The sequence below is a fragment of the Anaeromicropila populeti genome (assembly GCF_900112775.1).
Classification (GTDB): domain Bacteria; phylum Bacillota; class Clostridia; order Lachnospirales; family Lachnospiraceae; genus Anaeromicropila_A; species Anaeromicropila_A populeti.
In genome coordinates this window covers 74,513-87,646 of record NZ_FOYZ01000001.1, presented here as the reverse complement: position 1 = coordinate 87,646, position 13,134 = coordinate 74,513, and the positions used below count along the sequence as shown (strand labels likewise).

Below are 13,134 nucleotides of genomic sequence, written 5' to 3'. Positions count from 1 at the left end.
TTGTTAAGCGATGAGTCGTCTCTATGTGAATGAGACGAAATACGAGGAGGAAATAACGTGACGGATATAACTAGTGAAATAAAACAAAGAAGGACTTTTGCTATCATTTCCCATCCAGATGCGGGAAAAACAACATTAACAGAAAAGTTTTTATTATATGGAGGAGCCATCAATCTTGCTGGTTCAGTAAAAGGAAGAAAGTCTTCCAGACATGCAGTTTCAGACTGGATGGAGATTGAAAAGGAAAGAGGAATCTCTGTAACTTCTTCCGTTCTTCAATTTAATTATGATGGATATTGTATAAATATTTTGGATACACCAGGACATCAAGACTTCTCAGAGGATACTTATCGGACACTAATGGCAGCAGATTCTGCTGTAATGGTAATTGATGGTTCAAAAGGTGTAGAAGCACAAACCATTAAATTGTTTAAGGTTTGTGTAATGAGAGGAATCCCTATTTTTACATTTGTAAATAAAATGGATCGTGAGGCAAACGACCCATTTGAACTGGTAGATGAGATCGAAACAGTGTTGGGAATTAGAACCTGTCCGGTAAACTGGCCAATTGGATCAGGAAAAAATTTTAAAGGTGTGTATGACAGGCAAAAGGGAACAATCACCCGTTTTTTTGCCGCTCATAATGGACAGAAGGAAGTAGAGTCTGTAGAAGTAACACTTGGGGATGAGCATTTAGATGAATTGATTGGTAAGGATAACCATGATAAGTTAGTGGAAGATATCGATTTATTAGATGGAGCAAGTGATGAATTAGACCTTCAGCGGGTACAGGAGGGAAAGCTGTCACCTGTATTTTTTGGTTCTGCGTTAACAAATTTTGGAGTGGAAACGTTTTTAAGACACTTTTTGGATATGACAACGTCTCCTCTTCCACGTAATTCCAATGTGGGAGAAATTAGTCCTTTTCAAAACGATTTTTCAGCATTTGTTTTTAAAATTCAGGCAAATATGAATAAGGCACATAGAGATAGAATTGCATTTATGCGAATTTGTTCAGGAAAGTTTGATGCTGGGATGGAGGTATTCCATATACAGGGTGATAAAAAAATTCGCCTTTCCCAGCCACAGCAGATGATGGCTCAAGAAAGGCATCATGTTACAGAAGCTTATGCAGGAGATATTATTGGAGTATTTGATCCAGGGATTTTTGCAATTGGAGATACTTTGTGTGCCAGCAGTAAACGATTTGAATATGATGGTATTCCCACTTTTGCACCAGAGCATTTTGCAAAGGTCAGACAAGTGGACACCATGAAAAGAAAACAGTTTATTAAGGGAATTGAACAGATCGCTCAGGAAGGTGCCATACAGATATTTCAGGAATTTAATACGGGGATGGAAGAAATTATTGTAGGAGTCGTTGGGGTACTTCAGTTTGATGTATTAAAGTTCCGGCTGGAATCAGAATATCGTGTAGAAATAAGGCTAGAAACATTGCCATATGAGCACATCCGATGGATTGAAAACAAGGAACTGGATATTAGCAGCCTAAGTGTTACTTCTGATACAAAAAGAATAAAAGACTTAAAAGGCAATCCATTATTATTGTTTGTACATCCATGGAGTATCAGGACAGTTCAAGAAAGAAATGAAGAATTAATCTTAAGTGAATTTGGGAAAAATTAATGATTTTTTTGGGCGACAGTGATATAATGTAATAGGAAGACAAGAAAGCAGAAAGTAATTTAGTTAGGAGCTATTATGGCAGTTCATCATATAGAGAATGATTATTTGGAAATTAAAGTGAATGACTTTGGCGCTGAACTAGTCAGCATAATCCATAGACAATCTCAGACACAGTATTTGTGGAATGGAGAGGAGACGTATTGGAAACGTCAGTCTCCCATTCTGTTTCCTATAGTGGGAAGCCTGCGGAATAAGGAGTATACATATAAAGGAAAAACATACTCTTTGCCTCAGCATGGTTTTGCACGGGATCGTGAATTTAAACTAGTGGAGAAATCAGAACATAAAATAGTACACAGGCTGATTGCAGATCAGGAGACACTACAGGTATTTCCATTTCCATTTGAACTAGAGGTAAGTTATGAATTGATTGAGCATGAAATAGTTGTGGAATGGAAGGTTAAGAATACAGGAGAAGAGGTCATGCATTTTTCGATTGGTGCTCACCCAGCTTTTATGTGTCCGTTGGATACTGCCCATGAAAAGCAAGCGGACTATTATTTCCGGTTTGATTCTATAAAACCATTAGTGTTCCATAAGCTGTCTGGTCAGGGCTTATGTCTTGACACAGGAGAAATACTGGAGACAAGAAATGGGATATTCCCAATCAAAGAAGGATTGTTTGATGAAGATGCTCTGATTTTTCAAAATAATCAAGTTCATAAAGTAGAATTATTAAAGCCGAATCATTCTGTATACCTTTCAGTAGAATTTGATGCACCGTTATTTGGACTATGGTCACCAGCAGGGAAGCAGGCACCATTTGTCTGTATTGAACCTTGGTATGGAAGATGTGATAGTGTGGGGTTTCAAGGTGACTTGGCAGAACGAGAGTGGAGTAATCAAATTAATGCAAAGGAGACCTTTCACAAAACATATTCGATAAAAATTTTTCAGGAATCTTAAGAAGCAGGTACAGCGTGGAATGGATTAATAAGGAGGTTTTTGTATGAATAAGATTATTACAATCAGCAGGCAGTATGGTAGTGGTGGAAGACAGATTGGGAAGAAGACGGCGGAGATTTTCGGTATTCCATTTTATGACAGTGAAATTATTACCCAGGCTGCAAGAGAAAGTGGGTTTGCAGAACAAGCCTTTGAAAAAGCAGAGGAGAAGGCAACAAATAGTCTGCTGTATTCTATTACCATGGGAATGAATGCATATGCAGCACATGACTATGGGGTGGCTGGTTTGTCCGTAGATGACAGGATTTTTCTTGCCCAGTCAGACGTAATCCGCAGAGTGGCAGAAGAAGGCTCCTGTGTGATTGTAGGAAGATGTGCAGATTACATTTTAAAGGATAAAGAGAATGTTGTAAACATATTTATTTGTGCTGGTCTGGATTTTCGCATACAACATGCAGTGAGTCAGTATGGTCTAAGTAGTACAAAAGCTGCTGAAAGTATATTAAAATATGATAAAAGAAGAGCAAATTATTATAACTATCATTCTACTCAGAGATGGGGAGATGTAAATAATTATCATTTATCCATCAGAAGTGATTTTGGTGGAATTGATCATGCAGTAAATTGCATAAAGGCATTTTTGGAAGTGGAATGATAATGCTGTATAAAATTGGCACTATTTGCAATGTCGAAGATATTATAAAGACAAATGTAAGATAGTGCTGTTTTATTACATGAATATTAAGAAAAATGTAAGATATTAGACAGTCTTATTTTAATAAATAGTAGATATGATTAAAAGTATTGTTATATTAGTGAGGTGATTAAGTGGAGCAAAATGGCGAAAAAGTGATTGAGGTAAAAAATGTGAAAAAAGTTTACCGAATGGGAAGAGAAAGGATACTTGCGGTTGATGATGTCAGCTTTGAAATTTATAAAGGGGAATTTTGTTGTTTACTTGGAACATCGGGATCAGGTAAATCTACCTTGTTGAATTTAATGGCGGGCATTGAAAAACTTTCAACGGGACAAATCATTATTAAAGGAAAGAATATTCATAAGATGAGTGAGAAGGGATTGGCAAAGTTCAGACAGCGTTATCTGGGTTTTGTATTTCAGTCTTATAATTTGATAAATTCTATGACGGCATTGGAAAATGTTGAGCTGCCTTTAGTTTTTAAGAAGGTCAGGCCAAGAAGCCGGGAGAAGATGGCACGAGAGATGCTGACAAGTGTTGGGCTTGGTAAGCGGATGCGTCACAGGCCTAAAGAAATGAGTGGTGGACAGCAGCAGAGGGTTGGAATTGCAAGAGCCTTTGTTGCAAAGCCAGAAATCGTTTTTGCAGATGAGCCAACAGGAAATCTGGATACAAGAACGACCAAAGAAGTTATGAATATTATTAAGGATATTGCTAAAAAGAATAATCAGACGATTGTCATGGTTACTCATGACAGAAGCTTGGCGCAATATGCAGATAAGATTATTCATATTCTGGATGGGAAAATTCAGGAGGTTGAAGTTGTGGATAGAGAAGAGATATGCGAAGTAAATGCAGCCGAAGCAGCCCAACAGCCAGAAGTAAAAGCAGTGACAGTAGAAGAGGCGATATCAAAATTAAATCAAGAACAAGAAAATATAAAGGAGCAGGTTGAGATTTTATGAAAATGAAATTTAGTAAAGTTAAGTGGTTAAGTATTTATTTAGTGGTAATGATAGTAGTTACCTGTTCAGGTGGGAATATCTGTATGGCAACGGAAGACAGTGGAACAGCAACAACAGGTGCAGTAACGATTTATGTAACAGATGATTCAAAAGATATTATTGTAACTCCAGGCACAACTACTTATATTAGTGTACCAGTGAAATCTAATACATATTGTCAAATTAATAAGATTTCTCTGATTACAAAGGATACTCCGTTTACGTTAAATGGAAGTATTGAATTGTTGAAAGAGGGAACACAAAATCCAGTTAAGGATATCAGTAATATTCAACATTATCTGACCTTTTCCATTGATACCAGTGAAACAGCAAAAAATGGAACATATGAAGTAAATGCATCCTTTTTATGCAAAGATAATTACGAGGAAACTTTATTTACAACAACACTACTTGAGACAATTAAGATTAAGGTTACAGGTGAAAAAACAAAGGCAAGCCTTTCTATTACAGATATTGAATGCCAACAGGGAATGGAACCAGGGGATACAACGGACTTGACATTTCAGCTTAATAATCTGGGGACAATGGCAGCAGAAAATGTGAAAGTAACTGTGGAAGGTTTTGCAGATGATGGTGTATTGCCGGGTTCAGAGGGGACAACACAGAAAATTACTAAGATTGAAGGAAGTGGGAATTACACAGTTTCATTTCCTATCAGAGTATCAGCAAATGCAGTTACTGGTTCAAAAGCATTGACAATTTCTGTAGAATACAAAGCAGCCAGTACAGATACGGATAAATCGACGGAGACAACGTCTACTTATGTAGAGGTAAAGGGAAAAACAACAGCATCGGATACAGCCAAGACGTTAAAGCTGTTAGTTTCAGATGTGAAGCAGAATCCTTCTGTGCCAGTTGCAGGTGAAAGTCTTCAGGTAAGCTTTAATTTGAAAAATATTAATACAAAAGACGTATATAGTATTACCATTACACCAACTAATTTATCTGCCACGAATTTTAGCCCAGTTCAGTCAGAGCCTTATCAATTTGTAAAGAAAATAAAGGCTGGAGAAAGCGTAACAGTTTCTAATGCACTGAAAGTCTCAGATCAAGTGGTAGAGGGATTAAATCAGATTGAATATGCCATTACCTATAAGGATGCTAGTGGAACAGAGTATTCCGATACAGTAAAGGTGTTTGTTATTAATGTAAAAAATCCTGAAGAGGAAACAGCTGGAGTTCCAAAGCTGATCATTAGCGATTATTCAACAGGAGATGAAGATTTAAAAGCTGGTCAGACTTTTACTTTTGCATTTGATATTCATAATACACATTCTAACTTAAGTGCAAATAACATAAAAGTAACTTTATCATCTGACGAAAATACATTTGCAATTACGGAAGGCAGTAACAGTTTTTACTTATCAAGCATTAAAGCTGGAGAAACACAGCATAAAGAAATTGAGCTTAGGGTAAAAGCGGATTGTGTAACAAAGGCATACCCATTAAAAATACAATTTGAATATGAGTACGAGGGAATGAAAATTCCTGAGGATGCGGTTTCTTCAGGATTAACGGTTTCTGAAACATTGAATCTACAGGTTATGGAAAACTCCAGACCGACAGTAAGTAATATTGTAGTTGGAACTTATGATCAGCCTATGACAAATACACCATGTGGAATGATGTTTGACTTTTACAATATGGGAAAATCAATATTATATAATGTTACTGCACGAATCGAAAGCAGCGATTTTGTTGCTACTCAGGAAACGGTGTTTATTGGGAATGTAGAAGCAGGTGCAGGAAACAGTCATGAGATGGAAGTTACACCACTAGTGGAAAATGTGGATGCTGTGGGAACACTAATTGTTACTTATGAAGACAGTAATGGAAATAGTTATGAGATACCAACGGAATTTACAGCATATATACAATCTGTAACAACAATTGATGATCCAGGAATGTTTGATCCAGGAATGTTTGATAACAGTGGAGAGGCAAAGAAGCCAATTGTAAAGGTGTGGATATTTGTAATAATTGATGTTGTTTTATTCTTATTTGGAATGTTCATTGTGAGAAAGGTTATTATTTCATTGTATAAAAGAAAATTAAGAAGAGCGGAAGAAAGAGAGCTTTAATCAGGTAGGAGGAACGTAAATAATGAAAATTGTATTAGATAATAATTTTGCAGCGACTGTTTTTTTATCAAGTACGTCTGCAAGTGTGGTTTCAAACGAAAGTAGTGAAACGATAGAGGCTGAGGTGGTAGAGGATAAAGCTGTCGCCGAGGAGAAATCAAAAGAGGTGACGGAAGAAGAAGTAACAGAGGGAGAAGAAGTGACAGAAGGAGAAGAAGTAACAGAAGGAGAAGAAGTAACAGAAGGAGAAGAAGTGACAGAAGGAGAAGAAGTAACAGAAGGAGAAGAAGTAACAGAAGGAGAAGAAGTAACAGAAGGAGAAGAAGTAACAGAAGGTGAAGAAGTAACAGAAGGTGACGTGAGCATGGAAGGTGATGGAATGACTGGTATAGATGAGATGCTGGCTGGTACAGAGGCTACAGTCAAGGATCCTTTAATGTCTAACTGGTTTTTTGTAGGTGGAATTGCACTAGGAGTATTTATTATTGGCGGAGCACTGGGAGCTTTATTAGCCAGAAAAAAAATAAAAAAAGGAATTGAGTTATATGAGGATTTCTGATTTAGTTAAAATGGGATTAAAAAATCTCAGCCGCAGAAAGGCCAGAACAGCGTTAACAGTAATAGGTGTAATCATTGGTACAATTTCCATTGTAGTTATGATTTCTATTGGTTTGGGAATGAACCAGAGTTTTAATAAATTTGTAATGGAACTGGGAAGTCTGACTATGGTTACCATTGAACAAAATACATGGGTGCAGGATGATGACGATGAGTATAGTGGTAAAGTAGTTGTACAAAAATTAGATGATAATCTTGTTGAAACACTAAAGCAAGTGAAACATGTTAAGGCAGTGTCACCAATTTGGCAGGCTCAGGCGGAGTTGCAAACTTCTGGAAAGGCAGAAAACAATGTTCAGATTATAGCAGTGGATTTCGATTATTTAGATGATTTGGGTTTAGCGGATGTTTCTTATGGAACTATGCCAACTGCTGATGAGAAAAATAAAATAATTATTGGCGGACGTGTCATGGAACAATTTTACAAACCAAGTAACTGGAATTATACTCCGATTGAAGTGGATCCAGCAAAAGAAAAAATTTTTATGACCTTTCAGAACTGGGAGTATAGTACGGAAAAGGAAATGAAAAAGCAGCTGTTAAAAGATTTCTGTGTATTAGAAGCCACAGCAAGTTATACCAATTACGACTGGAGTATCATTGTAGATGTCAGTTATTATAAAGAACTATATACAAAATGGTCCAAAAATTTAAAACTTACTGATCAAAAATCTGCTATGAAAAAGTTGAAGGAGTACAGCAGTATACAGGTTATTGTGGATAATGTTAAAAACGTAAAAGATGTTCAAAAGAAAATTGATGAATTAGGTGTAAAATCGACGTCTTTATCATCTACCCTGGAACCGATGAAGGAAACTTCTAATATGTTACAGATGGTACTGGGTGGCGTTGGTGCAGTAGCCATGATTGTATCTGCAATCAGTATTGCCAATACAATGATTATGTCAATTTATGAAAGAACAAAAGAAATTGGTGTTATGAAAGTTCTGGGATGTGTGATTACAGATATTAAGAAATTATTTCTGTTTGAAGCAGGGTCTATTGGAGCAATTGGAGGCATTATTGGTGTATTAATCAGTTATTTTTTATCGTATTTAATTAATCGATTTGGAGGACCCGTATTTGCAGGATTGATGTCAGGAAGTGGAATGCTGGGTGGAGAGGATGCAACGTATTCATTAATTCCATTTTGGCTGCCAGTTTTGGCAGTGGCATTTGCATTTTTCGTTGGTGTATTTTCTGGGTATTATCCAGCTAGAAGAGCTACAAAAATTAGTGCAATTGAAGCAATGAAATCAGAGGGATAATAATTGCTTTTATGTGTGGAGAGAATAAAGTTAAAAGAAAAACAGCTTGAATTTAAGTTATTCAGGCTGTTTTCATACAATTCAATATTGTATTTGTTTCTACTTTAAAATCTGCTCAATTCGTTCTAATTCATCTGGCGTAAAGTCAAGGTGTCTGATAATTCCTGCATTATCCACTATTTGAGATGAACGGCTTGCACCAATAATAACGGAAGTTAGTTTTCCGACCTTTAAGGCCCAGGATAAAGCTAACTGTGCCATTGACTGGTCACGTTCCATTGCAATTTCATTTAATTGTTTCACTTTATTCAAAATATCATTAGTAATAGAATCCTCAGATAGAAAAACACTATTGGCACTAGCTGCTCTGGAGTCCTTTGGAATGCCTGTTAAATACCTATTTGTCAGCATTCCTTGAGCAAGAGGTGAAAAAGCAATCGATCCTACACCATTCTCCTCTAATACTTTAGTAAGTCCATCTTCAATCCAGCGATTTAGCATAGAGTAACATGGCTGATGGATAAGAAGTGGAGTGCCAAGTTCTTTTAAAACTTTGCAGGCTTTTAGGGTTTCTTCAGCAGAATAATTAGAAATACCAACATAAAGAGCCTTTCCAGAACGCACAATGTAATCAAGTGCCCCCATTGTCTCTTCCAGTGGTGTTTCGGGATCAGGGCGGTGATGGTAAAAAATGTCTACATAATCAAGTCCCATACGCTTAAGGCTTTGATCTAAGCTAGCAACTAAATATTTTTTGCTGCCAAAATTTCCATAAGGTCCAGGCCACATATCATAGCCAGCTTTACTAGAAATAATCAACTCATCACGATAAGCACCTAGTTCATTTTTTAAAATTTTTCCAAAGTTCTCTTCTGCAGTTCCATACCGAGGACCATAGTTATTTGCCAAATCGAAATGTGTAATGCCTAAATCAAAAGAAGTAGTAATCATATCTACCATGTTGTCGTAATTGTTTACAGAACCGAAATTATGCCATAAACCAAGAGAAACGACTGGCAGCTTAATACCGCTTTTTCCACAGCGGTTGTACTGCATTGCTTCATATCGCTTTTCATTTGCTTGATACATGAAATACCTCCTATCGTTTAATCTGCTTTATTATAGCATAACAAGAGAGAAAAAAGAATGGGTACAAACTAGCAAAAAGATGTGGAATCTTAGCTTGATATAGTATATAATAAACGTAATTGGATTTCCAGGAGGAAAGCCATAAGCTTTATATTATTTGAAATGAGGTTTTTCGTATGACGAAAATTAGAACAAGATTTGCACCAAGTCCAACAGGAAGAATGCACGTTGGAAATTTAAGGACGGCGTTATATGCTTATTTAATAGCTAAGCACGAAGACGGTGATTTTCTATTAAGAATTGAAGATACAGATCAGGAGCGTTTTGTAGAAGGAGCGCTTGACATTATATATCGTACTATGGCGGGTACTGGATTAACCCATGATGAAGGACCAGACAAGGATGGGGGATTTGGACCATATGTGCAGAGTGAGAGACAGGCACAGGGAATTTATCTGGAATATGCGAAGCAGCTGATAGAAAAGGGAGAAGCCTATTACTGCTTTTGTACAAAAGAACGTTTAGAAGGACTTAGAAGCAAGGTTTCAGAAGAAGATGATAAGGAAATCATAAAGTATGATAAGCATTGTCTGAATTTATCCAAGGAAGAAGTGGAAGAAAAGTTACTGGCTGGAATTCCATATGTAATCCGTCAGAATAATCCTTCAGAAGGAACAACAACTTTTAAAGATGTGATTTATGGAGATATTTCAGTTGATAATGAAGAACTGGATGATATGATTTTGATCAAATCCGATGGATATCCTACGTATAACTTTGCTAACGTTGTGGACGATCACATGATGGAGATTACCCATGTGGTAAGAGGTAATGAATATTTGTCTTCTTCTCCAAAGTATAATCGTTTATACGAAGCATTTGGATGGGAAGTGCCAGTTTATGTGCATTGCCCTACCATTACCAATGAGGAACATAAAAAATTGTCCAAGCGTTGTGGACATGCATCTTATGAAGATTTACTGGAACAGGGATTTTTAACAGAAGCTATTGTGAATTTTGTTGCATTACTTGGCTGGAGTCCTACTACCGATCAGGAGATTTTTTCATTAGAAGAACTGGTGAAGGAATTTGATTATCATAGAATTAATAAGTCTCCAGCTGTTTTTGACATGGTAAAAATGAAGTGGATGAATGGTGAGTATCTAAAGACAATGGATTTTGATAAGTTTGTAGAAGAAGCTAAACCATATATAAAGGAAGTAATTAAAAAAGATTTGGACGTTGTCAAAATTTCTAAGCTGATAAAAACCAGAATTGAACTTTATTCTGATATTAAGGATATGATTGATTTCTTTGAAGAACTTCCAGAATACGAAATTTCCATGTATGTGCATAAGAAAATGAAGACAAATGAAGAATCTTCACTCCGTGTATTACAGGAAGTGCTGCCTGTATTGGAAGAAATGGAAGAGTATAGTAACGATGTACTTTACAATGCATTAATTGAATTTGTAAAGGAAAAGGAATATAAAAATGGTTTTGTTATGTGGCCATTGAGAACGGCTGTTTCTGGTAAGCAGTCTACACCAGGTGGAGCAACAGAAATCATGGAGATTATAGGAAAAGAAGAGTCAATTCGAAGAATTAAAATAGGAATTGAGAAATTGTCCAAGTAAATAAAAACAGTTAAAAGCACAGCAGGAATGTAAGCTGTGCTTTTAAAGTTAGCAAGAAAATGGAGTAGGGAATGAATTTAAGTAAAGCACAGGAAACAGTAGTTACCCATGAATTGGGGCCCATGCTTGTACTGGCAGGGCCAGGTTCAGGCAAGACATTTGTTATAACAAGGCGGACAAGATATTTGATTGAACAGTGTGGAGTGGATCCAAGAAACATTCTTGTTATAACGTTTACAAAAGCAGCAGCTGACGAGATGAAGGAACGATTTGAACAACTAATGGGTGAAAATAATTATGGAGTGAATTTTGGCACCTTTCATGCAATCTTTTTCAAAATACTAAAGTATGCATACAATTTTAATGGAAATAACATTTTGCGTGAAGAAGTAAAATACCAGATGATGCAGGAAATTATTCGTAAACTAGATTATGCAGTAGAAGATGAGAAGGATTTTATTGAAAGTATTATTAGTGAAATTAGTCTGGTAAAGGGAGAAGGAATTCAGATTGATTTTTATTACTCAATGAACTGTCCTGAAAATTTGTTCCAGAAGATTTACAAAGAGTATGAAGAAAAACTGCGGCAGGCAAATTTAGTAGATTTTGATGATATGATGTTATTATGTTATCAATTGCTCAAGGAAAGGGAGGATATTTTAAAGCTGTGGCAGAAAAAATATCAGTATATTATGGTGGACGAGGCCCAGGACAGCAATCAGATGCAGTATGCAATTACTAAAATGCTTGCTGGAGAAACAAAGCATCTTATGCTGGTAGGAGATGATGACCAGAGTCTGTATCGGTTTCGTGGAGCAAAGCCTGAGATATTGTTGAATTTTAAAAAGGATTTTCCAAATGCGAAAAAGGTATTACTTGATTATAATTACCGTTCACAAGAAAATATTGTGAAGGGTGCTTTGAAGGTAATAAAAAATAACAAGAAACGATTTGAAAAAGATATTAAGCCAACAAGAAAAGGTGAAGGTGAAATTGTAATATCAGGATTTCAAACTATATTGGAGGAAAATAAGTCAGTAGTAACCAAAATTCAAGAGATATATCAAAAGGGAACACCATATAGAGATATTGCAGTTTTATTCCGCACTAATACCCAGCCTAGAGCTTTGGTAGGATTATTAATGGCGTATAATATACCATTTCGAATGAAAGACACTATGCCAAATATTTATGATCATTGGATTGCCAAAAATATATTAGCCTACATCCGGCTAGCAATGGGACAACGGGAAAGGAATTTGTTTCTTGAAGTCATGAATAGACCGAAACGTTACATTGCAAGGGACAGTGTAAAGGAAAAAAACGTTGATTTCAATACTTTGAGAAGCTATTATTTGGATAAGAGTTTTATGGTGGACAGAATTAATAAGCTGGAGTATGATTTGAATCTAATGAAATCCATGAATCCATTGGCAGCAATTAAATATATTCGAAATGGAGTAGGATATAATTCTTATTTAGAAGAGTATGCAAAATTTCGTAATATTAAAGTGGAAGAGCTTCTTGAGGTACTAGAGGAATTAGAAGAAAATTCAAAAGATTTCAAGACCTATTCACAATGGTTTTCGTTTATGGAACAGTACCAGGAAAATTTGAAGGAGCAGATACAGCATAAGAATGAGAAGGACTATGATAGCATTTCTCTTATGACATTTCATGGATGCAAAGGGCTAGAATTTAAAAACGTTTTTATTGTAGATGCGAATGAAGGAATTACACCTCACAGGAAGGCTGTTTCTAGTACCGAGATGGAAGAGGAACGAAGAATGTTTTATGTTGCCATGACAAGGGCAAAGGATAATTTATTTCTTTATTATATAAAAGAAAGATATGAAAAGAAGTTGATATGCTCTCGTTTTATAGGTGAGTTATTGTCAGATTCTTCCGAAATAAAAGAACAGGCGCGGGTGGAGCATAAAACTTATGGAATGGGTACTGTCTTAAGCCTGAATGAGAAGAAGTGCACAATTAAGTTTGACCAGTTAGGAGTTCCCAAGGTGTTAAGTCTTGAATTCTGCATACAGAATCAATTAATAAAAGTAATATCAGAACAGGAAAGAAACAGGGGATAGAAGCAGGTGGAGT

General features: G+C 36.2%; 10 protein-coding genes. 9 read left to right on the top strand and 1 reads right to left on the bottom strand.

Annotated elements, in window-relative coordinates; translation table 11 throughout:
• The first annotated feature begins 57 nt into the window (after positions 1-57).
• The 7 genes from BM305_RS00410 (at position 58) to BM305_RS00380 (ending at position 8,302) form a co-directional block, all read left to right on the top strand.
• Positions 58-1,647: a peptide chain release factor 3 gene (locus tag BM305_RS00410; RefSeq protein ID WP_092558717.1), complete on the top strand. Its 1,590-nt coding sequence runs from the start codon at positions 58-60 to the stop codon at positions 1,645-1,647.
• 75 nt (positions 1,648-1,722) lie between these two features.
• On the top strand, positions 1,723-2,613 hold the full coding sequence (locus tag BM305_RS00405; RefSeq protein ID WP_092558716.1) for an aldose 1-epimerase family protein: 891 nt from the start codon (positions 1,723-1,725) through the stop codon (positions 2,611-2,613).
• A 43-nt stretch (positions 2,614-2,656) separates the two neighbouring features.
• A complete protein-coding gene (locus BM305_RS00400; protein WP_092558715.1) occupies positions 2,657-3,268 on the top strand; it encodes a cytidylate kinase-like family protein in 612 nt (203 codons plus the stop codon).
• Positions 3,269-3,498: 230 nt separating this feature from the next.
• Positions 3,499-4,275: an ABC transporter ATP-binding protein gene (locus BM305_RS00395; protein WP_092559029.1), complete on the top strand. Its 777-nt coding sequence runs from the start codon at positions 3,499-3,501 to the stop codon at positions 4,273-4,275.
• On the top strand, positions 4,272-6,416 hold the full coding sequence (locus tag BM305_RS00390; RefSeq protein ID WP_092558714.1) for a COG1361 S-layer family protein: 2,145 nt from the start codon (positions 4,272-4,274) through the stop codon (positions 6,414-6,416). The genes BM305_RS00395 and BM305_RS00390 overlap by 4 nt, the downstream gene beginning before the upstream one ends.
• Positions 6,417-6,438: 22 nt before the next feature.
• The gene (locus BM305_RS00385) at positions 6,439-6,975 is read left to right on the top strand and encodes a hypothetical protein (RefSeq protein WP_092558713.1); all 537 of its coding nucleotides are present in this window, start codon (positions 6,439-6,441) and stop codon (positions 6,973-6,975) included.
• Positions 6,962-8,302 carry an ABC transporter permease gene (locus BM305_RS00380; RefSeq protein ID WP_092558712.1) on the top strand — a complete coding sequence of 447 codons (1,341 nt, stop codon included), beginning with the start codon at positions 6,962-6,964 and terminating at the stop codon, positions 8,300-8,302. The genes BM305_RS00385 and BM305_RS00380 overlap by 14 nt, the downstream gene beginning before the upstream one ends.
• A 99-nt stretch (positions 8,303-8,401) precedes the next feature.
• Here the strand turns inward: BM305_RS00380 and mgrA are convergent, their stop codons facing one another.
• Complete coding sequence (gene mgrA / locus BM305_RS00375) at positions 8,402-9,391, bottom strand: L-glyceraldehyde 3-phosphate reductase (RefSeq protein WP_092558711.1); 990 nt, start codon at positions 9,389-9,391, stop codon at positions 8,402-8,404.
• A gap of 176 nt (positions 9,392-9,567) precedes the next feature.
• Here mgrA and gltX point away from each other — a divergent pair, with 176 nt between their 5' ends.
• Together gltX and BM305_RS00365 are read left to right on the top strand one after the other, a co-directional pair.
• Positions 9,568-11,028, top strand: a complete 1,461-nt coding sequence (gene gltX, locus BM305_RS00370) for a glutamate--tRNA ligase (RefSeq protein WP_092558710.1) — start codon at positions 9,568-9,570, stop codon at positions 11,026-11,028.
• Between the two features lie 71 nt (positions 11,029-11,099).
• On the top strand, positions 11,100-13,121 hold the full coding sequence (locus tag BM305_RS00365) for an ATP-dependent helicase (protein ID WP_092558709.1): 2,022 nt from the start codon (positions 11,100-11,102) through the stop codon (positions 13,119-13,121).
• Positions 13,122-13,134: the final 13 nt, after the last annotated feature.

Coding starts and splice junctions, on each gene's coding strand:
- mgrA (WP_092558711.1), bottom strand. CDS start 9,391: ATGTATCAAGCAAATGAAAAGCGATATGAAGCAATGCAGTACAACCGC.
- BM305_RS00380 (WP_092558712.1), top strand. CDS start 6,962: ATGAGGATTTCTGATTTAGTTAAAATGGGATTAAAAAATCTCAGCCGC.
- BM305_RS00385 (WP_092558713.1), top strand. CDS start 6,439: ATGAAAATTGTATTAGATAATAATTTTGCAGCGACTGTTTTTTTATCA.
- BM305_RS00400 (WP_092558715.1), top strand. CDS start 2,657: ATGAATAAGATTATTACAATCAGCAGGCAGTATGGTAGTGGTGGAAGA.
- gltX (WP_092558710.1), top strand. CDS start 9,568: ATGACGAAAATTAGAACAAGATTTGCACCAAGTCCAACAGGAAGAATG.
- BM305_RS00365 (WP_092558709.1), top strand. CDS start 11,100: ATGAATTTAAGTAAAGCACAGGAAACAGTAGTTACCCATGAATTGGGG.
- BM305_RS00390 (WP_092558714.1), top strand. CDS start 4,272: ATGAAAATGAAATTTAGTAAAGTTAAGTGGTTAAGTATTTATTTAGTG.
- BM305_RS00405 (WP_092558716.1), top strand. CDS start 1,723: ATGGCAGTTCATCATATAGAGAATGATTATTTGGAAATTAAAGTGAAT.
- BM305_RS00395 (WP_092559029.1), top strand. CDS start 3,499: ATGGGAAGAGAAAGGATACTTGCGGTTGATGATGTCAGCTTTGAAATT.